The 25,117-nt window shown below is 71.3% G+C and carries 22 protein-coding genes and 1 pseudogene; 9 read left to right on the forward strand and 14 right to left on the reverse strand.

What is annotated here, in order from left to right; all coding sequences use genetic code 11:
• The 3 genes and pseudogenes from D7X12_RS08715 to D7X12_RS08725 all read right to left on the reverse strand — a co-directional run.
• Positions 1–264: pseudogene (locus D7X12_RS08715) on the reverse strand (energy transducer TonB); the annotation flags it as partial.
• A 116-nt stretch (positions 265–380) separates the two neighbouring features.
• A complete protein-coding gene (locus D7X12_RS08720; protein WP_120624807.1) occupies positions 381–1,106 on the reverse strand; it encodes a response regulator transcription factor in 726 nt (241 codons plus the stop codon).
• Positions 1,103–2,932, reverse strand: coding sequence for a sensor histidine kinase (locus D7X12_RS08725; protein WP_120624808.1), 1,830 nt, complete (start codon positions 2,930–2,932; stop codon positions 1,103–1,105). The genes D7X12_RS08720 and D7X12_RS08725 overlap by 4 nt, the downstream gene beginning before the upstream one ends.
• A 118-nt stretch (positions 2,933–3,050) precedes the next feature.
• Here D7X12_RS08725 and D7X12_RS44155 point away from each other — a divergent pair, with 118 nt between their 5' ends.
• Positions 3,051–4,565: a hypothetical protein gene (locus D7X12_RS44155; protein ID WP_244224441.1), complete on the forward strand. Its 1,515-nt coding sequence runs from the start codon at positions 3,051–3,053 to the stop codon at positions 4,563–4,565.
• A gap of 19 nt (positions 4,566–4,584) precedes the next feature.
• Here the strand turns inward: D7X12_RS44155 and lplA are convergent, their stop codons facing one another.
• Positions 4,585–5,613 (reverse strand): lipoate--protein ligase, encoded by a 1,029-nt coding sequence (gene lplA, locus D7X12_RS08745; RefSeq protein ID WP_120624842.1) that lies wholly within the window; start codon positions 5,611–5,613, stop codon positions 4,585–4,587.
• A gap of 136 nt (positions 5,614–5,749) precedes the next feature.
• Here lplA and D7X12_RS08750 point away from each other — a divergent pair, with 136 nt between their 5' ends.
• The gene (locus tag D7X12_RS08750; protein WP_120624809.1) at positions 5,750–6,511 is read left to right on the forward strand and encodes a PALP domain-containing protein; all 762 of its coding nucleotides are present in this window, start codon (positions 5,750–5,752) and stop codon (positions 6,509–6,511) included.
• A gap of 8 nt (positions 6,512–6,519) precedes the next feature.
• Here the strand turns inward: D7X12_RS08750 and D7X12_RS08755 are convergent, their stop codons facing one another.
• On the reverse strand, positions 6,520–7,305 hold the full coding sequence (locus D7X12_RS08755; RefSeq protein WP_120624810.1) for a hypothetical protein: 786 nt from the start codon (positions 7,303–7,305) through the stop codon (positions 6,520–6,522).
• Between the two features lie 229 nt (positions 7,306–7,534).
• Between D7X12_RS08755 and D7X12_RS08760 the strand changes: the two genes are divergently transcribed.
• Positions 7,535–8,461 (forward strand): lipase family alpha/beta hydrolase, encoded by a 927-nt coding sequence (locus tag D7X12_RS08760; RefSeq protein WP_120624811.1) that lies wholly within the window; start codon positions 7,535–7,537, stop codon positions 8,459–8,461.
• A 17-nt stretch (positions 8,462–8,478) separates the two neighbouring features.
• Complete coding sequence (locus D7X12_RS08765) at positions 8,479–9,531, forward strand: lipase secretion chaperone (protein WP_120624812.1); 1,053 nt, start codon at positions 8,479–8,481, stop codon at positions 9,529–9,531.
• A gap of 7 nt (positions 9,532–9,538) precedes the next feature.
• On the opposite strand, the gene nadE is transcribed toward D7X12_RS08765, so the two are convergent.
• The 8 genes from nadE to D7X12_RS08805 all read right to left on the reverse strand — a co-directional run bounded on the left by nadE (position 9,539) and on the right by D7X12_RS08805 (position 18,035).
• The gene (nadE, locus tag D7X12_RS08770) at positions 9,539–10,534 is read right to left on the reverse strand and encodes an NAD(+) synthase (RefSeq protein ID WP_120624813.1); all 996 of its coding nucleotides are present in this window, start codon (positions 10,532–10,534) and stop codon (positions 9,539–9,541) included.
• Positions 10,535–10,536: 2 nt separating this feature from the next.
• Entirely contained in the window at positions 10,537–12,132 is a 1,596-nt protein-coding gene (locus D7X12_RS08775; protein ID WP_120624814.1) for a class I adenylate-forming enzyme family protein, read from the reverse strand.
• On the reverse strand, positions 12,129–14,099 hold the full coding sequence (gene asnB / locus D7X12_RS08780) for an asparagine synthase (glutamine-hydrolyzing) (protein ID WP_120624815.1): 1,971 nt from the start codon (positions 14,097–14,099) through the stop codon (positions 12,129–12,131). Before asnB ends, D7X12_RS08775 begins: the two co-directional genes overlap by 4 nt.
• A 7-nt stretch (positions 14,100–14,106) precedes the next feature.
• A complete protein-coding gene (locus D7X12_RS08785; protein WP_120624816.1) occupies positions 14,107–14,355 on the reverse strand; it encodes an acyl carrier protein in 249 nt (82 codons plus the stop codon).
• Positions 14,356–14,402: 47 nt separating this feature from the next.
• Positions 14,403–14,999, reverse strand: a complete 597-nt coding sequence (locus D7X12_RS08790) for an acyltransferase (protein WP_120624817.1) — start codon at positions 14,997–14,999, stop codon at positions 14,403–14,405.
• On the reverse strand, positions 14,996–15,538 hold the full coding sequence (locus tag D7X12_RS08795) for an acyltransferase (protein WP_120624818.1): 543 nt from the start codon (positions 15,536–15,538) through the stop codon (positions 14,996–14,998). Before D7X12_RS08795 ends, D7X12_RS08790 begins: the two co-directional genes overlap by 4 nt.
• Positions 15,539–15,541: 3 nt before the next feature.
• Positions 15,542–16,405: an SGNH/GDSL hydrolase family protein gene (locus D7X12_RS08800; protein WP_120624819.1), complete on the reverse strand. Its 864-nt coding sequence runs from the start codon at positions 16,403–16,405 to the stop codon at positions 15,542–15,544.
• Positions 16,406–16,547: 142 nt separating this feature from the next.
• Positions 16,548–18,035, reverse strand: a complete 1,488-nt coding sequence (locus tag D7X12_RS08805) for a mechanosensitive ion channel family protein (protein WP_244224442.1) — start codon at positions 18,033–18,035, stop codon at positions 16,548–16,550.
• 82 nt (positions 18,036–18,117) lie between these two features.
• On the opposite strand from D7X12_RS08805, the gene holB reads away from it, so the two are divergent.
• The 5 genes from holB to D7X12_RS08830 all read left to right on the forward strand — a co-directional run bounded on the left by holB (position 18,118) and on the right by D7X12_RS08830 (position 24,300).
• Complete coding sequence (holB, locus tag D7X12_RS08810; protein ID WP_120624821.1) at positions 18,118–19,152, forward strand: DNA polymerase III subunit delta'; 1,035 nt, start codon at positions 18,118–18,120, stop codon at positions 19,150–19,152.
• Positions 19,149–20,465: a DNA polymerase III subunit delta gene (locus tag D7X12_RS08815; protein WP_120624822.1), complete on the forward strand. Its 1,317-nt coding sequence runs from the start codon at positions 19,149–19,151 to the stop codon at positions 20,463–20,465. The genes holB and D7X12_RS08815 overlap by 4 nt, the downstream gene beginning before the upstream one ends.
• 72 nt (positions 20,466–20,537) lie before the next feature.
• Positions 20,538–20,987, forward strand: coding sequence for a hypothetical protein (locus tag D7X12_RS08820; RefSeq protein ID WP_120624823.1), 450 nt, complete (start codon positions 20,538–20,540; stop codon positions 20,985–20,987).
• A 325-nt stretch (positions 20,988–21,312) separates the two neighbouring features.
• Positions 21,313–23,217 carry a M4 family metallopeptidase gene (locus tag D7X12_RS08825; RefSeq protein WP_120624824.1) on the forward strand — a complete coding sequence of 635 codons (1,905 nt, stop codon included), beginning with the start codon at positions 21,313–21,315 and terminating at the stop codon, positions 23,215–23,217.
• Between the two features lie 186 nt (positions 23,218–23,403).
• Entirely contained in the window at positions 23,404–24,300 is an 897-nt protein-coding gene (locus D7X12_RS08830) for a patatin-like phospholipase family protein (protein WP_120624825.1), read from the forward strand.
• A gap of 7 nt (positions 24,301–24,307) precedes the next feature.
• Here D7X12_RS08830 and D7X12_RS08835 read toward each other — a convergent pair whose 3' ends face one another.
• Positions 24,308–25,102, reverse strand: coding sequence for an NRDE family protein (locus D7X12_RS08835; protein ID WP_120624826.1), 795 nt, complete (start codon positions 25,100–25,102; stop codon positions 24,308–24,310).
• Positions 25,103–25,117: the final 15 nt, after the last annotated feature.

Here is a 25,117-nt window from a genome sequence, read left to right on the forward strand (position 1 = left end):
GATGCGGTCGGTGCGCGGCTTGGGCTTCGGGGCCGGGGCGGCGGTGGCGGCCGGCTTCGGCTGCGCGGCCTGCTTCACGCCCTTGCGGATGGCCTGCTGGCGGAAGACCACCACCGGCTCCGGCAGCTCGACGGTCTCGGGAACCCGGCCGGAGATGAAGACCACCAGCCCCAACAGCCCCGCGTGCACGCCGATGGAGACCCATGCGCCCGTGCCGAACCGTCCCGAGCGCAACCCTCGCTGTTCGATGACCGACTCAAACATCTGCCCGCCTCCTGGTTGGGATGGACGCTCCAGGCGTCCTGCCCCCACAGGAAGCAACCTACGGAGTCGCCACCCCCGAAGGGCGGCCGTGGCTCCATGCCTTCGTCATGGTTGCGTCATGACGGGCCGGCACCCGGCACCTCCATGCGGTAGCCCACGCCGCGCAGGGTGTGGATGGTGAAGCCGGAGGTGCTCGTCCACCCGAGCTTCTTCTTCAGGTTCGACACGAAGTTGTCCACCGTGCGCGGATCCACGATGACGTCGCGGCCCCACACCGCGTCCAATATCTCTCCCCGGGGCAGGGCGCGGTCGCGGTGGCGCAGCAGGAAGGCCAGCAGGTCGAACTCCGTGCGCGTCAGGTCCACCTCGCTGCCATCCGCGCGCAGCACCGCGCGCCGGCCCAGGTCCAGCGTGAAGGCGCCGAAGGTCATCACCTGCGGCGGCGCCGTGCCGGCCCTGCGCACCAGCGCCCGCACGCGCGCGAGCAGCTCTCGCAGGCGGTACGGCTTGGTGAGGTAGTCCTGCGCGCCGGCCTCGAAGCCGCGCACCAGGTCGTCCTCCAGCGAGCGCGCGGTGAGCATCAGCACCATGCTCTTGACGCCCTCCGAGCGGAGCCTGCGGCAGAAGCTGTAGCCGTCCTCGCCCGGCAGCATCACGTCCAGGATGAGCAGGTCGAACGCGCGCTGCTGCAGGTGCGGCCCGGCCTCCTTCGCGGACGGGGCCTCCGTCACGTCGTAGCCCTCGTCGCGCAGGTTGTCGCGCAGGCCCAGGCGCAGGTTGGCGTCGTCCTCGACGATGAGGATGGAGGGGCGGGTGGAGGGGGGCGTCGTCGTCGTCGTCATCGGCGCGGCTCGGAGAAGGTCAGGGCGAAGGTGGTGCCCTCCGGGCTGGAGGAGGCGATCTGGATGCTGCCCTGGTGCATGCCCATGATTCTGCGGCACAGCGCCAGCCCCAGGCCACTTCCGTGCACCTCCGGGCCGGACGTCGTCAGCCGGTAGAAGTCGTCGAAGACGCGCTCCCACTCCTCCGGGGGGATGCCCATGCCGTTGTCGCTGAAGAGCACCGTGACGCCGAAGCCCGGCTGCGGGTACGCGCGCACGGTGAGCACCACGGGGCTGCGCTGGTTGTAGAGGCACGCGTTGCGGCCCAGGTTGGCGAACAGCATCCGCACGAGCGACGCGTCCGCGTCCAGCTCCACGTCGTCCACCTCCGAGCGCAGCTCCACCGGCACCGTGACGGCGTCCTGCAGGTCATCGCGCAGCGTGCCCACCGCCTCCTCCAGCCGCACGCGCGAGGGCCTCAGCGCCCAGCGCCCCTTGTCGATGCGGTTGAAGGACAGGATGTTCTCCACGAGGAAGTGGAGCCCCTCCGCCGCGCGCACGATGCGGGTGGGGTAGTCCCCGGCCTCGGGGCTCTTGCCCAGCCTTCGCTCCAGCGTCTCGCCCAGCAGGCGGATGGAGGCCAGCGGCGTGCGCAGCTCGTGCGAGACGGTGGAGACGAAGTCGCTCTTGAGCTCCACGAAGCGGTACTTGCGCTGCTGGGCCACCACCGCCAGCGCCGCGATGGCGGACGCGAGCGCGCCGCACGCCATCACCAGCAGCGTCTTCAGGCCATAGCGCGCTTCAATATCCGCCTCCGCCGCCGCCCACCCGGGCATGGCCACCTCCAGCCCCGGGTCGGACAGGTGCCGCACCACGCCCGCGGGCCGCAGCCGCACCTCTCCGTCCTTCGTGATGAGCTCGCGGGCCCGCAGCTCCTTCGTCAGGTCCGCGAGCAGCGTCCGCATGTCCACGGCGAGCCCACGGACCTGTTCGGCGCCCGGCTCCACGTACCACTGCTCGCCCAGGAGGAACGGCCCCCCCAGGGCGTCGGGCATCACCAGCGCTCCGGCGCCAGCCTCCCGCACCCGGGCCTGGAAGGCGTCGGTGGGCTCCGACAGCTCCTGGCTCAGCGCCACGATGCGCGCCTGGAGGAAGTCGAAGTCCGCGCGGGTGAGCCGCGTCCTCGCGCGCAGCAGATCCCGCTGCAGGCCCGCGCCCCGGGCCATGCCGCCCAGCTCCTCCGGGAGCCCCTCGCGCACCAGGGCGCGGATCAACGGAGGCGTCTCGTCCCCGCGTCGCAGGTGCTCCACCACCCGCAGCATGAAGGGCAGCTCCTGGTGTGCCGGCAGCGGATGCGCCGCGTGGTAGCGCAGCAGCGCGTCCACCGCCGCGTTCGTGCGGGCTTCACGCCCGGTGGCCATGGCCGCCTCCACCGCGCGCAGCCGCGCCAGCCGCTCCTGCCAGGATGCGGGAACGGTGCCCTCCTCGAGCGCCCGGGTCAGCTCCTCGTAGGTGGCCTTCGCGGGGGTCTCATCCCCGTCCCGGGGCCAGTCCACGCGCGGCAGGAACTGATGGCCGCGGAACACGAGGTAGAGGCCCTCGCCGGGAAGCAGCGGATCCCCCATGGCCGCGTTCAGGGCGGTCACCTGATCCTTGAGCCGCTGGGCGAGCGTGGTGCGCAGGGCCTCCGCCGCGAGCAATTCCAGGGCCTCGCGCCGTGAGCGCACCTGGCCCCGGGCGTCCTCCCGCTCCTGGGTGAAGATGCGCTGGAGGGTCACCAGCCCCCATCCGAGGGCCAGCAGTCCACAACCCAGGGCGAGCAACGTGGGGAGGAGTCGGCGCAGCATTCGCGTCAGTGCGGACTCTAGCAGTCAGGGTGGAAGGGAGTACGGCCCCGGGCCCGGAGGATGAATAAATACGGGAAGTCCCGCGTCCCCTCGGGGGCTGGAGATCGGAGACGAAGGCATGGGTTCTCGATGGTGGTTCTGTTTGATGGTCGGCCTGGCCTCCCAGGGAGCATTCGCGCAGACCGCGCCGGTCGCCGCGGATGACTGGGGGGATGAAGCGTACGTCGAGCCGTCCAACGCGGACGACTCCGGGCCCATCGCGCCGACCGCGCCTCCGGACATGCCCGCCGAGACGCCGAGCGCCCGGCCCTTCGCCGGGGCGGTGTGGACGTCCGGCCATTGGTACTGGGACGGCGACCAGTGGCAGTTCAAGTCCGGCGGCTGGGTGGAGCGCATGCCGGGCTACCAGTACGTCAACGGTTACTGGGCCCAGGACGGCGACGTGTGGCGCTGGGTGTCCGGAGGCTGGGCGAAGCAGGGCTCCGACGAGGTGGAGATCCCGGTGGAGGTCGCCAGCGAGGACGTGACGGCCACCCAGGCGCCGCCGGCCCTGCGCATCGAAACGCCGCCCCCCGCGCCGGCCCCTGCCTACACGTGGGCTCCGGGCTACTGGTACTGGGGCGTCAACGGCTACGAGTGGGTTGAGGGCTCCTGGATGGAGCCGCCGCGTCCGGGCTTCGTGTTCGTGTCGCCGCGGTGGATCCGCCGCGGGCCTTCCTACGTGTTCATCGGCGGTGGTTGGTCGATGCATGGCTCGGTCCACGTCATCGTCCCGGTGTACCGCCACGCGAGCATCGCCTTCTCCTTCGGCCGTCCGAATCCGTTCCTGCGCACCTGGTACCGGTACCCGGGCGTGTCGTGGCGCTACTACGGCTACGGCCACCACCGCTATCGCCCGGGCTACCACCACCGGTCCGGGTACGGGTATGGGCGCTCGAACTACTACGGGCCCCGCTCGCATCAGGCGTCCCCCGGTTCGCGCTACAACGGCGGCAGGGGCAACGGTCGTCCCGGCAGCTACCGCGAGTCGAGCGGCGCTTGGGGCGGCGGCAACTCCAGCGGTCGCCCCCAGCAGAGCGGCGGCGGCAACGGCAGCTGGGGTGGCGGTTCCGGCGGGCGTCCGGGCGGCAACTCCAGCGGCCATCACCAGCAGGGCGGCAGCAACGGCAGCTGGGGTGGCGGCTCCGGCGGGCGTCCGGGCGGCAACTCCAGTGGCCATCACCAGCAGGGCGGTGGCAACGGCAGTTGGGGTGGCAGCTCCGGCGGGCGTCCTTCGGGCGGCAACTCCAGCGGTCGTCCCCAGCAGAGCGGTGGCGGCTCCAGCGGTTGGGGCGGCGGCTCCGGTGGGCGTCCTTCGGGCGGCGGCTCCAGCGGTCATCACCAGCAGAGCGGCGGCGGCTCCAGCGGTTGGGGTGGCGGCTCCGGCGGTGGGCGCTCCTCGGGCGGCGGCTCCAGCATCCAGCAGACGAGCGGTTCGCGTTCCTCGGGCGGCTCCAGCGGTTGGGGTGGTGGCTCCGGCGGCGGGCGCTCCTCTTCGGGCGGTAGCGGACGCTCGAGTGGTGGCAACGGCGGCGGTTCCCGCGGGGGCGGGAACGGCGGCGGCAACGGCGGCTGGGGTGGCGGTCACCGCTGAAGCGGCCTGAGGGGCCGGGTCAGACCTCGACCTGGCCCATCAACCACGCTTCCAGTTCGCCCAGCTCCCGCTCCTGCGCCTCATGGCGGGAGCGGATGGCCCCCACGGCCTGCTGCATCCCTTCGCGGCTGTAGGGCTTGCCGACCAGCGCGGCCTGCAGGTCTTGCACGAGGTCCGGGTAGAGCGCATCCGAGAAGACCTGCGCGCGCGTGATGTGTCCGTTCTCCGCGTCGACGTGGACCTCGAAGAAGCCCCAGGACAGGTACTCCACCATCTGGTGGTTGAAGCGGGGCGCGTTGCCGAAGCGCCAGTCCCACGACGCGTAGTGCTCGAAGGTGCGCTTGAGCGACGGCTGGCTTTCGAGGAACGAAGGCTCCAGCACCTGCGGCTCCGCGCTTGCTCCGTGGAAGTCGCAGAACGCGCCCATCATCGCCTTCACCAGCGACTCGTGCGTCACCTCCGCCTGGAGGTCGCGGATGTTCATCACCCGCGAGCGCACCGACGCGCTGCCCTTGGACTCCAGCTTCTTCGGGTGCGGCGTGAGGTAGTTGGACAGCCGCGTGAGGTTCGCGCCGATGAGGAACGTGCCGTGGTGGAAGGCGCGGTCCTTCGTCTCGCGGTACGCGCTGCCGCTGATCTTCCGGGGCCCGTCCTCCAGCGGAATCACCAGGTCGTTGCGTCCGGAGGCCTGCGCCTTCACGCCCAGCCGCGACAGCGCATCCAGGAGGATCGTGATGTTGGCCGTCTTGTTGTAGCCCTCCTTCGCGGACAGGAAGGTGAAGCAGGTGTTGCCCAGGTCGTGGAACACCGCGCCGCCGCCGCTCGTGCGCCGCGCGAGGAAGACCTTGTCCTCGTCCATGCGCGTGAGGTTGCACTCGGACCAGGGGTTCTGGTTGCGGCCGATGACGACCGTGTTGTCGTTGCGCCACAGGAAGAGCGTCTGCGTGCTGGGGTCCAGCTCGCGGAAGATCCAGTCCTCGGTCGCGAGGTTGAACCAGGGGTTGTAGGTCTCCGACAGGAGGATGCGGACGCGCGGTGCTTGAGACATGGGCGCGGAGCATAGCCGCGCGCCGTCCACCACGGGACATCCGCCGGGGCCCGGGGGCGATGGTGCTTCCAGAGGCCGCCCTGGACACTCGCTGTCCGTCGGGGCGCGGGCCGGTGACGCGCCGGGAGGGCCGACCATGCGTCATTCGTTTTCCCTGTCACGCCCCCGGGCGGACGGGCCGGTGGTGCTGTGGGGTGGGGCGCTCCCGTCTGGAAGCCTCAAGTACCTGACCTTCGCGCGCTACCTGGCCGCGATGCCGCCGGGCTCACAGGGGCTGGTGGAGCTGTCCGGCGCCTCCAGCGCGCTCGCCCTGGATGTCCTGGGCCGCGAGCGGGGCCTGCCCACGGTGGCGCTGACGGACGCCGCGGGGGAGTCCTACCTGCGGGCCCACGGCTTCAGGGGACAGGTGCACCACGCGGACTCGCTCGCGAAGCTGTGGGAACTCGCGCTGGCGTACGAGCGCAAAGGCTGGTGTTGGCCCCGCCAGCTCTCCAACAGCGCGATGGTGGCGTGCGTGGAGTCCTGGGCCTCGGGCCTGCGGGCGCACGTGCGCGAGCGCTTCCCCCTGGTGCGGCGGGTGGTCTGCGGCTTCGGCACGGGCGCGACGCTGGTGGGCCTGACGCGCGTGTTCTCCACCGGGGGCTTCACCATCACCGGCCTGCAGCCCGCGCCCGGTCAACCGCTGCCCGGCTGGCGGACCTGGGAGGGCCAGAACCTGGGAGCCGAGGACCTGTTCTTCGCGCACCACCAGCGCATCCCCTTGGACACGGCGGCGCCCGCGCCCGACTGCTTCACCGCGCTCCTGGACTGGGCCCGGCGGCAGGAGCGCCCGGAGCAGGTGCTCGTCATCGCGCACAACGCCCAGGAACAGGAACAGGCGTTCGTCGCCATGGCCTGACAGGGCGCCTATCCGTGCAGGGCCTGGAGCCGCGCCTCCACGGCGGCCACGCCCGCGCGCGGGAAGGCGGGCACGTGGGACAGCTCACGCGCGGCGAGCCGCAGCAGCGCCCGCGCGAGCCCCGGCGAGTCGCCCTCCAGCGCGCGGGCCAGCTCGCCGCCCGTCGCCGGGTACACGCGCTCCACGCGCCGCAGCGGATCCAACCCGTCCAGCAGCGAGGCCTCCGGGGCAGGGACGTGACGGGCCAGCAGCAGGCAGAACAGGCGCACGGCGTCGTCGAGCCGCGCGCGTCCGCTCAGCACCTCCCCGCGCGCGTGGCGCCCCAGCCCCACCAGCACCTGCGTGAGCCATTGACCGAAAAGCCACGCATCGTCCGATGCCGTGCGCTGGACTTCCTGCGTCGTCATGCGGGACTGCTCCTCCAACCGCGCCGCCACGCCGCCCCGGTCCAACAACACGCGGTAGCGATTGACGCGCGCGAAGGACAGCTCTTCCAGCGTGAACACCGCGAACTCCAGCAGGTGCCCGTCCCGGTACACCACCTTCACGCCATGCGCTGTCTCACGGAAGGCCAGGGCGATGTCGTCCGCGCGTGGCAACCAGCCGCGCTCCTGTCTCAATGTTTCAGCGTGCTCAGGCTCCACGACGGCGAAGAAGTCATGGTCGCTGAAGTCATCTGGCAGGTAGTCCCGCGCCGCCATCGACCCCAGTGCCACCAACCCCCGGAAACGACCGTCCGCGTCAGCCCTGCGCGTCAATTCCGTGGTGAAGGCCTGATAGGCGGCGGCGTCCATGGTGCGCTCCTCTGGAGATGGGGTTGAGCATCTATTGCGCAATGCGTCTCAATTCTTAACGCAGGGCGTCGCCGGGGAGAAGTGGACAATCCGCCGCGTCGGGCCTGACCCTGGGCTGACATGCTTTTCGGCTAAATCGGACGTTGACTTGCTTTTTCTCAGTGTCTCGCTTTATGGGCTGATTCGCGGGTCAATCCCCTGGTTGCCCGCTCTCCCACCAGGAGCCTGTATGCGAATCGCCGTCCGGACCCTCGTTCTGACCGTCGCCGTTCTTGCCCTCTGGGCGCAGCCTGCCCGCGCGGATACGTACACGCAGACGAAGCACCCCATCGTGCTGGCGCATGGCATGGCGGGCTTTGATTCGTTGTTTGGCGTGCTGGACTACTTCTACGGCATCGAGTCGAACCTGCGGTCGGGCGGCGCGCGCGTCTACATCACGCACGTTCCGCAGTTCAACACGAGCGAGGCGCGCGGAGAGGCGCTGCTCGCGCAGGTGCAGGACGTGCTCGCGCGCACCGGGGCCACGAAGGTGAACCTCATCGGCCACAGCCACGGCGGCCTGGACGTGCGCTACGTGGCGGCGGTGCGGCCGGACCTGGTCGCGTCGGTGACGACGGTGGGCACGCCGCACAAGGGCGCGGAGCTGGCGGACTACCTGCGCGCTCGCATCGTGGGCGGCTCGTTCACGGAGAGCGTGCTGGGCTACTTCGCCGGCAGCCTGGGCACGGTGCTGGGCCTGCTGTCGGGCCACACCCAGCCGCAGAACGCGATCGCCGCCCTGGGCGCGCTCACGAAGACGGGCACCTCGGCGTTCACCGCGAAGTTCCCCGCGGGCATCCCCACCACGTCCTGCGGCGGCGGCGCGGCGACGGGCCCCCAGGGCCAGCGCTACTACTCCTGGTCCGGCACCGACCCCTTCACCAACCTGCTGGACGCGTCCGACTACGCGATGAAGCTGTCGTCGTTCTTCTACTACGACTCGAACGACGGCCTCGTGGGCCGCTGCAGCTCGCACTTCGGCACGGTGCTGCGTGACAACTACGACATGAACCACCTGGACGAGGTGAACCAGGTGCTCGGCCTCACCGCCTTCTTCACGGATCCGAAGTCCGTGTTCCGCAGCCAGGCGAACCGGCTGAAGAACGCGGGCCTGTAGTCCCGGAGCGCCCCGCCATGAAGAGCCGCGCCGTCATGCTCGTGGTCGCGCTGTGCGCCCTGCTGGGGGCCGGCGTCTTCTCGTGGTGGAAGGTCCGGGCGGAGGACGCGCCCGGGCCTGAGGTCCCCCCGTCTTCCGTCCCCGTCGCGCGCGCAGCCCTCCCGGGCGCGACGCCCACTGGCACGCCCGTGCCCGGCGTGGCGGGAGGCCCGGCGCAGTCGCCCGCCGGCTCCGCGCTGCCGCCGCTGCCGACCTCGCTCCAGGACACCGAGGAGGACGGCGCCGTGTTCGTGGACGCCTCCGGGCACCTGGTGCCGAACGCGGACCTGCGGCGCTTCTTCAACTACTACCTGTCCGCGACGGGCGAGGAGTCCGCGTCACTCATCCGCGAGCGCATCCTCGCGGCGCTGCGGGCGAAGAAGCTGCCCCCGGCCGCGATGGATGAGGCCGTGCAGGTGCTGGACGACTACCTGGCCTACCTCGACGCGGCGCGGTCGCTCGCGTCGACGCAGGGGGCCACCACGCTGGACACCGCCGAGCGCCTGGAGGCCCTGCGCAAGCTGCGCCGCGAACACCTGGGCGGCGCCGCGGAGGGGCTTTTCGGCGAGGAGGAGGCGGTGGACGCGGTGGCCGTGGAGCGGCTGAAGCTGCAGAAGGACGCGTCGCTGACGGCCGACGAGCGCGAGCGCCGCATCGCCGCGCTGGAGGAGCGGCTTCCCCCGGACGTGCGCCAGGGCCGCGAGGAGGCCGTGCGTCCCTTGCGCCAGCGGGCCGTGGAGCAGGAGATTCTGGCGGCGGGCGCGACGGCGGAGGACCTGCGCCAGCACCGGCTCTCCACGGTGGGCCCGGAGGCCACCGAGCGCCTGGAGGCGCTGGACCGCGAGCGTGCGCAGTGGAAGCAGCGGCTGGAGGACTTCCGCGCGAAGCGCGAGGCGCTGGGCCGCACCCAACCGGATGCGGCGGCGCGACAGGCCGCGGTGCAGCGGCTGCTCTACGACTCCTTCACCCCGGAGGAGCGCCTCCGGGTGGAGGCCGCGGATGCCATCAACGCGGCCTCCGGAGGCGGGTGAGGGCGCTTCAGGAGATCTTGAACGGCTTCAGCTCGGAGACCTCTTCGAGCAGCAGCGGGGCCGCGTGGAGGTAGGCGGTGGTGCGGCGCTTCTGGTCGATGTCGTCGAAGACGCGCTGCACCTGCTGCGGCGTGAGCCCCATCTCGCCGGAGACCTCCTCGGGGGAGATGCCGTGGTTCTTCGCCCAGAGGATGAGGTCCAACTGGGAGTAGTGGACGGAGAAGTAGAAGTCCTCCTGTGACTGCTCCAGGCTGAACGTGTCCGTGGTGGGCTCGCGGTTGAGGATGCCGTCGATGACGCCCAGGTGACGCGCCAGCTTGTACGTCTGGGTCTTGTAGAGGCCGGCGATGGGCTTCACGTCCGCGGCGCCGTCGCCCAGCTTCACGAAGAAGCCCTGATCATACTCCAGCCGGTTGGGCGTGCCGGACGCGGCGAAGTTCAGCCGGTCCGCGTGGAAGTACTCCATCATCTTGCGCACGCGCTGCTTGAAGTTGGTGGCGGCGACGACCTGCACGTAGGCCTGGGGCGTGAGGCGGAAGCGCTGCTCCTGGCCGTTCACCTGCACGACGACGTAGAAGACGTTGAGGGCGTCCGTGTTCAGCCGGTCGCCGTGCATGACGATCTTCCACTTCATGTCCGGCTGGAAGTCGGGGAACACCGAGCGCACCGCCGCGTCGCGCTGCGCGTAGCACCCGGCGGCCTCCAGCACGGGCGCGATGTCGTGCAGCGTGTACTGGATGCCCAGCTTCTCGCAGAGCTCGCGGCCCAGCTGCGAGGACAGGCCGCTGGAGTCGCGCTCCGGCAAGAGGAGGCCGAAGACGCGGTCCGGCCCCAGCGCGCGCACCGCCAGCGCCGCCACGCACGCGGAGTCGATGCCGCCAGAGACGGCGACCACCAGCCCGCGCTTGCGCAGCTTCTTGAGCACCGCCTCCTTCAGCCCGGCCGACAGCGACGCGGCCTTGGTCTCCCAGTCCAGTTCCAGCACCTGCTTGGAGAACTTCATCGTCACGACCTCGGATCAGGGGAAGAAAGGATGGACAGCATGCGCGTGCGCAGGTCGGCCTTGAGCACCTTGCCCGTGGGCCCGCGTGGCAGCGCTTCGATGAACAGCACGTGGCGCGGCACCTTGTAGGCCGGCAGGGCTTCGCGGCAGAAGCGGCGCAGGTCGTCCTCGTGGGGCGTGGTGCCCGGCTTGCGCACCACCGCCGCGCACGCGGCCTCCGCGCCCAGGTCGTCCGGCACGCCCACCACCGCGACCTCCAGCACGGCCGGGTGGCGCGCGAGCACGTGCTCCATCTCCGCGGGGCTCACCCGGTGGCCGCCCACCTTGAGGATCTCCTTCGCGCGGCCCACGAGGAAGAAGAAGCCGTCCGCGTCGCGCCACGCGAGGTCCCCGGTCCACAGCCAGCCGTCGTGGAGGATGGCGGCGGTCTCCTCGGGAGCGCCCAGGTAGCCGGGCGTCACGTTCGCGCCCCGGGCGACGAGCTGCCCCACCTCTCCGTCGGGCAGCGGGGTTCCGTCGTCCGCGACCACCGCCAGCGTCACGCCGGGGATGCCCTGGCCGATGGAGCCCGCCTTGTCGGTGGCGCGCGCGGGCGGCAGGTAGCTCAGCCGCGCGGTGGCCTCCGTCTGGCCGTACATGACGAACAGCTCCGCCGGGTGGAACACTTCGCGCGTCCAGCGCACCGTGTCCGGGGACATGCCGCCGCCAGCCTGGGTGAGATAGCGCAGGGGGAGCTTCGCGAGCGACTCCGGGGCCGCCTGTCGGCGCAGCAGCTCGAACGTCAGCGGCACGCCCGCGAAGCCGGTGCAGGACTCGGTGGCCATGGCCTCCAGCACCACCTGCGGGTACATGAAGCGCGGATCCAGGAACACGGAGCCGCCCGCGAGCAGGTGCGTCTGGAGCACGCTCTTCCCGTAGCAGTAGTGCAAGGGAAGGATGAGCATGGCGCGGTCGCGCGCCGTCAGGCCCAGGTACTCCACGATGGAGCGCGTGTTCGCCGCGATGTTGGCGGACGTCTGGATGACGCCCCGGGGCGCGCCCGTGCTCCCGGACGTGTAGACGATGGAGGCGGGCGCGTCCGGCGCCAGCGCGGGCAGGGCGGTGAGCGGCTCTGATGCGACCTCCGGATCCACCGCGCCGTCCTCCTGCAACCACGTGCATGCCGCGGGCGCGAGGAGCGCGCGCAGGCGCTCCGGGGGGCGGGAGCCGTGGACGACGAAGCAGTGGGTGAGCGCGGAGCGGCCCGTCCAGCGGCGGGCGTCCTGGCCGAAGAGGACCGCATGCCGAGCGCCCGTCTGCGCGAGGATGCTGTCGAGCGACTCCGCGCCGGTCTCCCGGTCCAGCTCCACCGCGCAGGCGCCCAGGGCCTGGACCGCGAGCCCCGCGACGGCCGCCGCGCAGCCCAGGGGCAGGGCGATGAGGACACTCGCACCGGGCCCCACGCCCGCGTCCCGCAGGTGCCCCGCGAGCGCCAGCATCCGCGCTTCAAGCTGGCCGTACGTGAGCCGGCCCCAGGGCGAGTCCACCGCCGGGGCGTCTGGCGTTGCACACGCGTGGGCACGCACCCACGCGGGAGCGGTGTCCCCGATGGGGCTCACGCGGCCTCCAACTGCACGGCGTCCACGTCCGTCTGCGGCACCGGACGCGGGGGAAGGAAGTGGTGGGCCAACAGCTGCGTGGAGGCCACGGCGAACAGGGCCATGGTGTCCGCCTCGCTCTCCGCGGCGTTCGGCGCGCGCAGCTTCGCCACCAGCCGCTCCACCTTGCGCGCATCGAAGACGCCGGTGGCGGCCACGGCCTCCGGGGCAAGCAGCTCCCGGGCCCACGCGGGGGCTTCCGGGCCCACCAGTGCGCCCGCGATGGGGGCCCGGTAGGGGAACTTGCTGCGCTCCAGGATGGAGGGGGGCACCCGACCGCGCGCGAAGCGCTTGAGCAGGTGCTTCTCATCCAGGCCCCGCAGGCGCAGGCGCTCCGGCACGCGCGCGGCGAACTCCATCACCCCGGTGTCCAGGAACGGGAAGCGCCCCTCCACCGCGTTGCCCAGCAGCATGCGGTCGCCCTGCGCGGACAGCAGGTAGCCCGACAGCAGCGTGCGCGCCTCCAGGTACTGCGCCCGCGCCAGCGGCCGCCACCCGGCGACCGCCCCGGGCACCGTCGCGAGCACCGAGGCCACCGGATCCTCGTCCGCCACCTTCGCGGCGAACTCCGGCGCGAGGAAGCGCAGGATGCGGCCACTGTTGCCCCACCGCACGAGGTGCGAGAAGGCCAGCGCGTCCGGCGACTCCAGCCCCTGGCCGAAGAACTCGCGCAGCAGCTCCACGCTCTGCTGGCTCACCGAAAGGGTGGGGTAGAGCCGGCGCAGGAGCATCGGGCGGTACTTCGACGCCGGCTGACGCGCCCAGAACTGGCGCACCTGCGTCTCCTTGAACAGGTCGTAGCCCAGGAACATCTCGTCCGAGCCTTCACCCGTCAGCACGACCTTGATGCCGTGGTCGCGCACCCAGCCGCTCAGCCGCAGGAAGGGCGCGGGCGCGGAGCGCATCATCGCCTGCTCCGCGTGGAAGATGACGCCCGGCACCAGCGCGCCAATGTCCCCGTCGCGCAGCTCCACCACGCGGTGCTCGGTGCGCAGTTGCTCGGCCACCGTCGCCTGATGTGTGCGCTCGTCGAACTTCGCGTGCGCGAAGCCCACGGAGAAGGTGCGCAGCGTGCCACCCAGCTGCTCCTGCGCCAGCGCGCACAGGAGGCTCGAGTCCAGCCCGCCCGACAGGTACGCCGCCACCGGCACGTCCGCGCGCAGCCGCAGCCGCACGGCGCGGTCCAGGACAGCGCCCAGCTCCTCCAGCAGCCGAGGCGCATCCGGCGCATCCGGCGTCACGCCGAAGTCCAGGTCCCAGTAGCGCTGGAGCGTCAGCGCCCCGTCGCGCCACTTCGCGGTGTGCGCGGGCGGCAGGAGGGACACCCCCTGGAACGACGTGCGCGGCGCCACCGGGGCCCAGAGCTGGAAGGTCTGCTTGAGTCCCCGGGCGTCCAGCGCCGGGGTGACGAGCCCGCTCGCGAAGAGCGCCTTCGCCTCCGACGCGAAGGCCAGGTGTCCGCCCGGAAGCGTCGCGTAGAACAGCGGGCAGATGCCCACCCGGTCGCGCGACATCCAGAGCGTGCGGTCGCGCGGATCCCACAGCGCGAAGGCCCACTGGCCCTCGAAGCGGCGCACGCAGTCGATGCCCCACGTGAGGAACGCCGCGAGGATGACCTCCGTGTCGGAGCGCGTGCGGAAGGCATACGCACCGGCCAGCTGCTCGCGCAGCTCCACGTGGTTGAAGATCTCCCCGTTGAAGACGACCGTGAGGCCGGTGGCCTCGTCGCGCATCGGCTGGTGGCCGGAGGCCAGGTCGACGATGGACAGGCGCGCGTGCCCCAGCGCGGCGCCCGCCAGCAGCAGCGCCCGCTGCGCGTCCGGGCCCCGGTGCTTGAGGCTGGCCGTCATTCGGCGCAGCCGGTCGGCGTGGAGGGCCGGAGCGGTGTCCGCGCCCGCCGGGAAGGTGAACCCCGCGATGCCGCACATGGCGGGGTCAGCTCGCCTTCGACAGGGACTGCTTGCGCGTGACGAACGCCACCACGCGCGAAAGCGAGTCCAGGTTCTCCGGCACCAGCTCCTTGTCGTCGAGCTTGATGTGGAACTCGGTCTCGATGAAGGCCACCAGCTCCATCATGCCGGTGGAGTCGATGAGGCCCTTGCGCAGGAACGAATCGTCGTCGCCGAAGTCGTCCACGAAGAACGTGTCGACGATGAAGGCGCGGAGGGTTTCACGGGGGCTCATGGCGTGTCCTGGGTCTGGAAGGTCTGGAAAGGAAATGGGGCAGGGCTTCAGGAACCCGTGGCCTCGCGGGCCACCAGGTCCAGGCTCATGCTGCGCGCCGGGTTGCCCATGGCGAGTGAGTCCGGGGGCACGTCCTGGGAGACAATGCTGCCGGCGGACACCACCGACCGCGCGCCGATGCGCACGCCCGGCAGCAGGATGGCGCCGTGGGCCACCCAGACGTCGTCCTCGATGATGATGGGTGCGATGCGCTGGCCGTCCCGGTCGCTCACGCGCACGAACGACGCGAACATGCACCGGGCGCCAATCTGCACCGACTCCCAGGCCTCCAGCGACACGCCGTAGTTGAAATGGCACTCATTGCCCACCAGCAGCCGCGCGCCCTCGTAGCAGGCCACCGACGTGGGCATCATGCCGCCCAGGAACGTCAGCCTGTCGCCCAGCTCCGCGTGGCCGTCGTTGCGCGCGGACACCGGGCCGTAGGCCGCCACGCCCTGGCCCCGGCGGAAGGCGCGGAAGAGCCAGCGCGCCCGCGCGATGCCCACGGCCCGCTCGGCGCGGGGAAGGACCTCCGCGCGCACCACCTGGATGCCCGAGCGGACCGCCTGGGCGGTCTCCGCCACCGAAGGAAGGCCGTGGCTCATCGTGCCTCCCCACGTCGCAGGACCCGGGCCGGCGAGCCGCCCACCGACACGCCCGCGGGGATGCGGCGGGAGATGACCGTGCCCGGGGCCACGCTCACGCCCCGCTGCAGGTGTGTGCCCGGCAGCAGGATGGAGCGGCTGCCCACCGTGACGCCTTCTTCCAACACGAGGGGCACCGACTGGGGGCGCGAGTGCCGGTTGCCCCGGAGCGGGTGGTACATGTTGTCCAGCACCTTGCACCACATCCCCAGGCGGCTGCGCGCGCCCACCGTGATGGAGGACTGCGCTTCAATGGAGCTGCCCCCTTCGATGGTGACGTCATCCTCGAGGACGATGCGCGCGCCCTTTTGCGCGTGCAGTTCGATGGGGGCCATCCGCGCGTCGAACACCACGCGGTGGCCCACCCGGATCTCTCCCCCGCCGTGAATCCAGACGCGCCCCCAGACGGTGGGAATCAAACCCACGCTCTCGCAGCGGCGCAACTTCAGACGCGCGACGGTCGGCCCCAGGCCGAGCATCATCATCAGGGGAATGCTCATATGTCAGGGCAGAGCCTTCGCGGAGGCAGGAGCCTCGCGCGTGGGTTCGGGCAGGGCGCCCAGGAAGGTGACGAGCGCGGCGGCGACATGCGCCTGCCCCCGGGCGTTGAGGTGACCGCCATCATCCGAGTACGCGGGCACCATCGCCGGGTAGGCGCGACCGTTCAATTCATACGTCTCGCGGGTGCCGTCGGGCTGGGTCGACTCCAACTCGGCGAGGTCGAACAGGGGCTCGCTGCCGGCGTAGGTCTGACGCATCAGCGCGTTGAACGCCTCGCGCGACCTGTTCTCCCCCACGCCGAAGACAGGCTTGCCGCGCAACTCATTGAACCAGGCGCGGGCCCCACGCTGCACCGTCGTCAGCGGCGCGGTGACGTGCACGAAGGTGACGCCCGGGTGCCGTGCCTTCAGGCCCGCGAGCGTGGCGCGGTACTCCTCGAAGAGGGCCTTCGCGTCGGTGCCGCCGTGGAAGTCGATGTAGCAGAACTTCAGCAGCGCCACGTCCACCTGCCGCGCCAGGCCCCCGTCCAGCAGTCGCTCGAAGTGCGCGAGCTTCGTCTCCGGCTGCTCGTTCTGTCCCACGAGCGCGTGCGCCAGCGTGCCGGGCGCGAGCGTCGCGCCCGCGTCCTTCACCTCCACCACGGAGGGCGTCGGCGTCAGGCCTCGCACCCCGTCCAGGATGTTGCCGCCCACGGACTGGTGGCCGAAGAACACGCGGCGCTGCGACAGCCGCTCCAGGCTCGCGCGCGTCACGTCTGTCTTTACCGGCGGTGCCGTGGCCGCCGCGTCCTGGGGCAGGACCATCAGCAGCACGCCAGGAAGGAGCAGGGCAGCGAATCGCGCGGGGAAGCCACGGACGGATTGCATGTGTGAACGTTTAAACCCTTCTCACTCCAAGCGTCAAAGGCCCGGGCCCCCCGGTCGGATGCATGCTGCCCAGCCCACCGCGTCAGGCTGACTGTCCATGCGCGGCGGGTCTGGTTTGCCCCGGAGTGCTACCGGGAAACCACTACTCGTGCTTCAGGCCAAAGAGCTGGCGCAGCCGCCCGAGGATGCGTCCCGCCTCCGGGGTGTGATCCGCGCCGCCGCCCGCGGCCTGGGCCACGGCGCGCAGCTGGGTGCGGCGCTGGGCCAGGAGCGCGGAGAGCTGCCGCGCGAGACCCGGATAGTCCGTGAACAGGCGCGCGAAGGTGGGCCGGTCCAGCTCCAGCAACACCGAATCCTGGAGGGCCACCACCGTGGCGGCGCGGCGCTCGCCGGTGAGCAGGGACATCTCCCCGATGTAGTGGCCCGGACCCAGGCGCGTGATCTCCGCCTGGAGCGTGCCGGCGCGCACGCTGACCTCGCCGGAGGCCACGACGTAGAAGGTGCCGCCCTCGTCGCCCTCCTGGATGATCCGCTCTCCCTGGCCGAAGCGGCGCACCACCACCTCGCGGTGCAGGCGCTCCAGCTCTTCCGGGCCCAGCGGTGAGAAGAGGTCCACCTGGCGCAGCAGTTCGCGCACCGTGTTGTCCGCCACCTCCCGCCGCTTCGCGCCCCCCTCGCGGCGCACGTGCACCGTGCGCTGGGCGTGGGGCAGCTCCAGGCCCTCGCGGCGCAGCCGGTACCACAGCCGCGTGTGCAGCTCCTCCCGTACGGCGTCCGACAGCGCGAAGTCGTTGAGGAAGACGCGCACCATGTACTGCACGTTGGAGTCGCTGAAGGACACCGTGCGGGCAAGGGGCGGTGGCTGCACGAGGATCTGCGGAATCTCCCGGGCCACGTCCAGCAGGGCCTGCTTCACCTGGTTGGGCGGCGCGTCCAGCGCCACCCCCAGCTGCACCTCGATGCCCACGGGCTCGCGGTGCTGGGTGAAGTTCTTCACGTGCTCCTTGGCCACCATGCTGTTGGGCAGGGTGATGAGCTCGCGCCGGAAGTTGGCGATGCGGATGGAGCGCCACCCGATGTGCACCACGCGCCCGGTGTGCTCGCCAATGCGGATGAAGTCATCCACCTCGAAGGGGCGGTCCAGTTGCAGCGACAGGCCCGCGAACAGGTTGCCCAGCGTCTCCTGGAGCGCGAGGCCGATGACCACCGTCAGCACCGCGGACGTGGCCAGCAGGCCCGCCAGGTCCAGGTTGAGCTGGCTCTGGAGGATGGGCACCGTGGCGAGCGCGTAGAGCGTGAAGTCGATGACGTCGCGCAGGATCTTGGGCGTCGACACCGGCGAGCGCATCCGCACGAGCTTCAGCGTGAACGCCACCGCGGCGCGGATGACGCCGTAGGCGAACGTGAGCATCCAGCCCACGCTCACGGCCTTGCGCAGGCCGTCCGACGTCGTCGCCGGCAGGAAGTGCGACACCAGCCGCAGCACGAGGAACGCGAGGAGCATCCTCACCGCGCCCCGGAGGTCGTCGCGCAGGTCCGGGTCGCGGGTGCTGCCGCGGATGCCCAGCAGGAGCACCATGAGGATGGCGCCCGCCAACAGGGGGAGATGGCCTTCGAGGAAGTTCAGCACGTCCGGGCAATCTGACCGGCCCCGCGCACGGGGGTCAAGGCGGCGGTTGACGGGTGCCCTCCGAGCGGAGATACACGCCCCCATGACGCTCGCTTCGGTGCAGGGACAGCCCCGCGCGGTGGACGCGCTGCAAGCGGCCTTGCGGACGGGCTCGGTGCACCACGCCTACCTGTTCGCCGGCCCGGAGGGGGTGGGCAAGGAGCTGGCCGCGGTGGGCCTGGCCCAGGCCCTCACGTGCCCCGAGGCCCCGGAGGTGGGCTGCGGCACCTGCGCCAGCTGCACGCGCATCGCCCGCGGGCTGCACCCGGACGTCACCTGGGTGATGCCGGATGACGAGCGCGTGTCCCGGGGGCTGGCCGGCCGCTCGGACTTCACCGGCACGCCCAGCCGCGAGCTGCGCGTGGAGCAGATAAGGCAGCTCCAGGAGCGACTGGCGCTGCGCGGCCTGGAGTCGAAGCGCAAGGTGGCCATCCTGGTCAGCGCCGAACAGATGAACGTCCAGGCGCAGAACGCCTTCCTCAAGACGCTGGAGGAGCCGCCCTCGGAGACCACCCTCATCCTGGTGGCGTCCGCCATGGACCGTCTGCTGCCCACCATCCGCAGCCGGTGCAGCAAGGTGCACTTCAGCCCGCTGCCGGTGGAGCTGGTCGCCCAGCACGTCCAGAAGGAGCGCAAGCTGGACGCGGACACCGCCGCCCTCGCCGCGGTGATGTCCGGCGGCAGCCTGGGCCGCGCGCTGGCGCTGGACGTGAAGGCGCTGGCGCAGCGCAAGGAGGTCATCACCGCGTTCGAGTCCCTGCGCGGCAACGACATCCCGGGCCTGCTGCGCTTCGCGGAGGCCCACGGGGGCTCGCGCGAGGACGCGGACGCGGCGCTGGAGCTGCTGCTCTTGTGGACGCGCGACGTGTCGCTCATGAAGGCGGAGGCGGAAGGCGGGATGGCGAACCGGGACCTGAAGGCGCTGGCGGCGGAGGTGGCGGCGCGCACGTCGGAGGTGTCGCTGCACCGGCGCAACGCGCTGCTGGAGTCGGCGCGCACGGCCATCGGGACGCGCAACGGCGCCCCCCGGTTGCAACTGGAGCGCCTGCTCATCGAGCTGTGCGTGGAGGGCCGATGAGCGCGGACATGGATGAGGTGCTGGCGGAGGTGAAGGGCGGCAAGGTGTGGCCGCTGTACCTCTTGTGGGGCGAGGAGTTCCTCGTCCGCAAGGGCGCCGACGAGCTGGTGAAGACGCTGGTGCCGGATGCCTCCATGGGGCTGAACCTCGCGGTGCTGGACGCGGCCTCCCCGCGTGAAGTGGCCCAGGAGCTGGCCACGCTGCCGCTGTTCCCCGGCCGCAAGGTGGTGCTCGTCCGGGACCCGGAGTTCCTCGCCCCCAAGAAGGGCAAGGGCGACGCGTTGGCCAAGGCGCGCGACGCGTGGAAGGCGGGCAAGCGCAAGGAGGGCGCGCGGCGGCTGCTGGCGCTCGCGGGCCGCGCGGGCTGGGGCGTGGATCAGCTGGATCCCCGCGTGCCCGGCGCGCCCACCGTGGAGCAGTGGAAGGACGAGCTGAACGTGGACCTGGCGGAGGCGGACCTCACCTTCCTCCAGGAGGCGGCGGCCTTCTGCCGCGAGGAGCGCATCAGCGCCCCCGAGGGCGACGCGTCCGCGCTGCTGGAGCTGCTCCAGAAGGGCGTGCCTGCCGGCCATGCGCTGGTGCTGGCGGCCACGGACGTGGACTCGCGCAGCCCGCTCTTGAAGTTCGCGCAGGACAAGGGCCGCCTCTTCGAGCGCAAGGTGGCCGCGCGCCACAAGGACCTGGACCTCACGGAGATTTCCCGCGAGTTCCTCGCCCCCCTGAAGAAGAAGCTGGGGCCGGGCGCGCTGGAGGGCCTGAAGGAGCGCATCGGCGGCAACATCCGGCTGCTCCAGTCGGAGCTGGAGAAGCTGGCCGTCTACGCGGAAGGGCCCACCATCGAAGCGGCGCACGTGACGCTGCTGGTGCACCACGCGCGCGAGGAGGAGTTCTTCGAATTGACGGAGTCCCTCCAGAAGCGCGAGCTGCGGGACGCGCTGTCCTACGCCGAGGACGCGATGGGGCAGGGGACACACGCGTTGCAGCTGCTGGGCGCGGTGGCGTCCATCGTCCGCTCGCTCCTGGAGAACCACGCGTGGCTGGAGCGGTACGCCAACGGCCAGCCGCCCAAGAACGGCCGCGACGTGGAGACGCGCATCCTCCCCAAGCTGGAGGCGGAGCTGAAGGCGGCCAAGCGCAAGACACCCAACGCATGGGCGCTCGCGTTCGGCATGCAGGCCGCCGCGCGCTACGAGCGCCGCGAGCTGCTCAACGCCCTGGTGGCGTGCGCGGACGCGGACCTGGCGCTGAAGTCGTCCGCCAGCGGGAAGCTCGTCATCGAACGGCTGCTCTGGACGGTCTGCACCCGCGCCTGAGCACCGGCCTGAGCACCGGGCGGCGCAGCGCCGGGACGTGCGCGCCGCGAAGGCCTGGGGTAGAGGAAGGCCATGGCGGACAAGCGACGCTTCGACCTCTTCGCGGACCTCCTCGTCACGCGCTTCCCCCAGGCCACCCGCGTCTATGACGTGGCCGGCGGCATGGGGAAGCTGAACGAGGCGCTCACCCAGCGCGGGCGCACCGTCACCACCTTCGACCTGCGCCACAAGCACCTGCCGGTGAAGTACGCCCAGCGGCCCTTCACCCTGGACGAGCCGTGCGAAGCGGAGCTGGTGGTGGGCATGCACCCCGACGGCGCCACCCGCATCATCATCGAGTACGCCGCGCGCCACGGCCTGGGCTTCGCCGTCGTGCCGTGCTGCTCCGACAACGGCATGCCCTACAAGCCGTGGATGCGCCACCTGGCCGACGTCGCCCGCGAGGCTGGCATCACCACCGTGGAAGAGGCGGCCCTCCCCATGGAAGGCCGCGCGCGCGTGCTGCTGGGCCTGCCCCGCTGACCCGAAACCCGGCGGTACTTGGGTCACCAAGAAAAAACCGTCAGCCTGGGATTGCTTGAATGGAGGACACATCCCGCGTGCACTGTCACGGTTCAGGACAGGTGCGAGGAGATGCCTTCAGTCCGAGTAAAATCAGCAGCTTGGTTTGTGTGGTGTAACGCTGCGTTGCGAATGCCCGGAGCGTTCCAGCGCGCGGATGTGCCAGCGCTGTGACGGCGTTTTCAAGTACTGCCAGCTATTCCGGGCACTTAATGAGTTGGCCTGAAGAATGCTCAGAGGAGCGCTGCCACGGCGACACCCTTGTCGCCGGGCAGGAGGAACCACCTTGGTTCGCACCACCCGCTTCGTCACCGCCCTGCTCGCCACCCTCCCTCTCGCCGCCTGCGGCGTCGGGGAAACGGATACCAACTCTTCGAACGACCTCCAGAAGCCGGATGAGGTCGCGGATGTGCAGAGCGCTCTGAGCGTGATTCCTGGCGCCCAGATTGTCGGAACGAACGATGACGGGACGCCTCACACCATCCAGGGCCGCCTGGGCCACGCCGACCGCCCCCTGACGGGCTTCGCGGCGGCGGACGTGCACTCGGCCATCGCCGGCTCCATGCCCGGCATCGCTTCGCTGTTCCGCCTGAACGCCTCGGACCTGCAGGTCCGCAAGATCTCGGTGGACGAGCAGGGCGTCTCGCACGTGCGCTACGCGCAGACGCTGAACGGCCTGCCGGTGGTGGGCGAGGAGTTGGTGGTGCACGTGGACCGCTCCGGCGCCATCTACGGCGCGAACGGTTCCGCGCGCAGCGGCGGGCAGGTCTCCGCGCGTCCCGTGGTCGCCGCCGAGGCGGCGCAGACCGCGGCGCTGCGTGACACGCAGGGCTCGGGCCTGGCCGTCACCGGCACGCGCCTGGTCTACGTCCGTTCGCAGGACGACCAGCGGCTGCGCCTCACCCACGAGGTGACGGTGACGGGCGAGGGCGCCGGGATTCCCATCCGCGACCGCGTCTATGTGGACGCCCTCAACGGCGCCATCGTGACGCGCACGCCGGAGATCCACACGGCGCTCAACCGCCGGCTGTACAGCGCGAACAACGGCACGAGCACGCCGGGTACGCTGAAGCGCAGCGAGGGCCAGGCGGCCATCGGTGACTCGCACGTCGACACCAACTACGACCTGCTGGGCTACACCTACAACTGCTACAAGACGCTCTTCAACCGCGACTCGCTCAACAACGCGGGCGCCACGCTCATCAGCACGGTGCACTACAGCACCAACTACGTGAACGCCTACTGGGACGGCACCCAGATGGTGTACGGCGACGGCGACGGCGTGAACTCCATCGAACTGGGCAAGGACGCGGACGTCACGGTCCACGAGCTGACCCACGCGGTGACGTCGAACGAGTCCAACCTCACGTACTCCGGTCAGTCCGGCGGCCTCAACGAGGCCATGTCCGACACGTTCGGCGCGGTCTGCGAGAGCTGGAACACCGGCTGGGCCACCGGCGCGGACATCTGGAAGGTCGGCGAGGACGTGTGGACCCCCGGCACGGCCGGCGACGCCCTGCGCTACATGGATGACCCGGCGAAGGACGGCGTGTCCAAGGACTGGGCGGCCAACGTGACGTCCGGCACGGACGTGCACTACAGCTCCGGCGTGCCCAACCTGGCGTTCGCGCTCTTGTCCAAGGGTGGCGTGCACCCGCGCGGCCGCTCCACCATCAACGTGCCGGCCATCGGCGTCGAGAAGGCCGCCCGCATCTGGTACAAGGCCAACACGGACATCTTCACGGCGAGCACCACGTTCGCCCAGGCGAAGACCTGGACGGTCCAGGCCGCCGTCGCGCTGGGCTACGACGCGGCGACGCAGGCTGCCGTGACGGCCGCCTGGGAAGCGGTGGGCGTGGGCGGCACGGTGACGCCTCCGACCTGCATCACGCTGACCAACGGCGTCGCGAAGACGGGCCTGTCGGGCGCTTCCGGCTCCGCGACGAACTACTGCATCGACCTGCCCACCGGCCGCGCTTCCAGCTACGTGCTGAGCGGTGGCACGGGTGACGCGGACATGTACATCAAGTTCGGCTCCGCGCCGACCACGACGTCCTACGACTGCCGTCCGTACCTCTCGGGCAACAACGAGACGTGCAACGCGGCGGCGAAGACGTCGGCGGGCAAGATGTACATCATGCTCCGCGGCTACTCGGCGTACAGCGGCACGTCGCTGAAGGCCACGTACTAAGCCCTTCCACGCGCCCGGCGTGACACCACGCCGGGCACCGTGAAGGTTCACCTTCCGCCTCTGGGACCCCGTGTCCCGGGGGCGGTCGTGTTTTGACGGGCAGGGGGGCGGCCCGGCGGGCAGGCGACGTGGGGCCCGTCGTGCGGGAACGGGGTAGGGTGCCGCGCTTCCCTCACAGGAGGACGCATGGGGCGGCGGCTGGGTGTCGTATTGCTGGCGCTGGTGGTGGGCCTGGGTGGCGTGTCGTGCCGGCGCGGTGTGCGCGGGACGGCCTCGCGCACCTGCGTGGTGCTGTCGGTGGGCGGCACCAAGGGACTCGCGCACGTGGGCGCGCTGGATGCGCTGGCGGCCCGGGGCATCCCCATCGACTGCGTGGTGGGCAACAGCATGGGCGCGGTGGTGGGCGGGCTCTACGCCTCCGAACCCCGGGGCAACCTGCGCCAGCGCTACCGGGACTTCTTCGCCGCCTACGAGCAGGAGACGCGCAGGACGACGGGCGTGCGCGGCGCGGTGGGCGCGGCCGTGGGCCTGCTCGCGGTGCTGGTGACGGGCGGCACGCTGACCCCGGCCCTCGCGGTGGGAGCGCTGGGCGCGGCGGGCGCGGCCGTCACGGCGCCCCGCTTGAGCCACGAGCGCTTCGCCCAGGTGCTGGAGCGCTACTACGACGGCGCGCGCGTGGAGGCACTGCCCGTGCCGTTCGTCACCTTCCACCAGGCGCCCACGGAGCAGGGACTGCGGCTCATCACCGTGACCGAGGGGCCGCTGTCGGAGGCCGTCGCCGCGAGCGCCGCCAACCCGCTCCTGTTCGAGGACGCGAAGCTGGAGCGCATCGACCCGGGAGCGGACCGCGTCTCCGCGACGCCCATCCACGACGCCTGCCAGCAGTTCCCCGGCGCACGGCTCATCGCCATCAACGTCACCGGGGAGCCGGCCTTCTACCGGGGCGACCTGGACTGCGACGTGCGGGAGATCCGCGTGGACGTGCCCGCGCCGCCCGTGGAGGCCTTCACCGGCCGGGGGCCCGCCTTCGAAGACGCGTACGACGCGGGCCGGGACGCGGTGATGCGCGCGCGGCTGGACTGAGTCCCAGTCAAGGGGTGGCGAGCAGCCCCGTCACGTCGCGCCAGCCGCCCTGGCAGGGCGCCGTGTCCGTGGCCAGGTAGTGCCCCACGCGTCCGGGCGCCAGCGCGACGATGGCGGACGAGCGCGTCCCGTACGCCTGCGTGTGGATGCACAGCGCCTGGAGCTGCTGGAGGAAGTCCGCCGGCAGGTCGTTCTCCATCAACGGCCCCGTCGCGGCCTCCCGGGGCGGCAGCGCATGGTCCGACAGGGCCGCCTGGAGCCCCGTCACCAGCTCCGGCCACGGGCGCCGGGCCGCGGCTTCCGCCAGCGCATGGGCCCGCGCCACCTTGGGCAGCGCGAGGTTGTCCAGGTTGTCGTTGGGGAGCACGTGGACGCCGGGCGGCACGTCTTCATGCAACAGGCGCGGATGGCCCGGCCGCGCGTAGGCCACCCGCAGGACGCGCGCGTCGCCGTAGAGCAGGTTGAAGGGCAGGAACTCCGGGGCGGGCAGGGTGCCGAGGTAGCGCTCGATGGCCTCCACCGAACCGGCCTGGAGGGCGCGCAGGACGACCTCGCCCCGCGAGCGGGGGGCCGGGCCCAGGCCTCGGGCGCCGCGCTGGTTCGTCAGGCCGACGAACACGCCCTCGTGGGTGACTCCCATCCACGTTCCGCCCCGCTCCACGTCCTGGCCGCCCACGGCGCGCGGGGAGTCGGAGAGGATCCGCGGCCCGTGGGCCGGACGCGCGTACAGCTCATCCCGGTTGGCGGCGAGGACCAGCGGCCACTCGGGGTGGACGTTACGGAGGATGAGGACGGTGCACATGCGGAGGGGTCGATA

The sequence above is a fragment of the Corallococcus sicarius genome (assembly GCF_003611735.1).
GTDB classification, from domain to species: domain Bacteria; phylum Myxococcota; class Myxococcia; order Myxococcales; family Myxococcaceae; genus Corallococcus; species Corallococcus sicarius.

Excerpts from the sequence above, each read along its gene's own strand:
- D7X12_RS08800 (WP_120624819.1), bottom strand. The coding sequence starts at position 16,405 with ATGCAATCCGTCCGTGGCTTCCCCGCGCGATTCGCTGCCCTGCTCCTT.
- D7X12_RS08765 (WP_120624812.1), top strand. The coding sequence starts at position 8,479 with ATGAAGAGCCGCGCCGTCATGCTCGTGGTCGCGCTGTGCGCCCTGCTG.
- D7X12_RS08785 (WP_120624816.1), bottom strand. The coding sequence starts at position 14,355 with ATGAGCCCCCGTGAAACCCTCCGCGCCTTCATCGTCGACACGTTCTTC.
- D7X12_RS08790 (WP_120624817.1), bottom strand. The coding sequence starts at position 14,999 with ATGAGCCACGGCCTTCCTTCGGTGGCGGAGACCGCCCAGGCGGTCCGC.
- D7X12_RS08830 (WP_120624825.1), top strand. The coding sequence starts at position 23,404 with ATGGGGCGGCGGCTGGGTGTCGTATTGCTGGCGCTGGTGGTGGGCCTG.
- D7X12_RS44155 (WP_244224441.1), top strand. The coding sequence starts at position 3,051 with ATGGGTTCTCGATGGTGGTTCTGTTTGATGGTCGGCCTGGCCTCCCAG.
- asnB (WP_120624815.1), bottom strand. The coding sequence starts at position 14,099 with ATGTGCGGCATCGCGGGGTTCACCTTCCCGGCGGGCGCGGACACCGCT.
- D7X12_RS08720 (WP_120624807.1), bottom strand. The coding sequence starts at position 1,106 with ATGACGACGACGACGACGCCCCCCTCCACCCGCCCCTCCATCCTCATC.
- D7X12_RS08795 (WP_120624818.1), bottom strand. The coding sequence starts at position 15,538 with ATGAGCATTCCCCTGATGATGATGCTCGGCCTGGGGCCGACCGTCGCG.
- D7X12_RS08815 (WP_120624822.1), top strand. The coding sequence starts at position 19,149 with ATGAGCGCGGACATGGATGAGGTGCTGGCGGAGGTGAAGGGCGGCAAG.
- nadE (WP_120624813.1), bottom strand. The coding sequence starts at position 10,534 with ATGAAGTTCTCCAAGCAGGTGCTGGAACTGGACTGGGAGACCAAGGCC.
- holB (WP_120624821.1), top strand. The coding sequence starts at position 18,118 with ATGACGCTCGCTTCGGTGCAGGGACAGCCCCGCGCGGTGGACGCGCTG.
- D7X12_RS08725 (WP_120624808.1), bottom strand. The coding sequence starts at position 2,932 with ATGCTGCGCCGACTCCTCCCCACGTTGCTCGCCCTGGGTTGTGGACTG.
- D7X12_RS08835 (WP_120624826.1), bottom strand. The coding sequence starts at position 25,102 with ATGTGCACCGTCCTCATCCTCCGTAACGTCCACCCCGAGTGGCCGCTG.
- lplA (WP_120624842.1), bottom strand. The coding sequence starts at position 5,613 with ATGTCTCAAGCACCGCGCGTCCGCATCCTCCTGTCGGAGACCTACAAC.
- D7X12_RS08820 (WP_120624823.1), top strand. The coding sequence starts at position 20,538 with ATGGCGGACAAGCGACGCTTCGACCTCTTCGCGGACCTCCTCGTCACG.
- D7X12_RS08755 (WP_120624810.1), bottom strand. The coding sequence starts at position 7,305 with ATGGACGCCGCCGCCTATCAGGCCTTCACCACGGAATTGACGCGCAGG.
- D7X12_RS08750 (WP_120624809.1), top strand. The coding sequence starts at position 5,750 with ATGCGTCATTCGTTTTCCCTGTCACGCCCCCGGGCGGACGGGCCGGTG.
- D7X12_RS08760 (WP_120624811.1), top strand. The coding sequence starts at position 7,535 with ATGCGAATCGCCGTCCGGACCCTCGTTCTGACCGTCGCCGTTCTTGCC.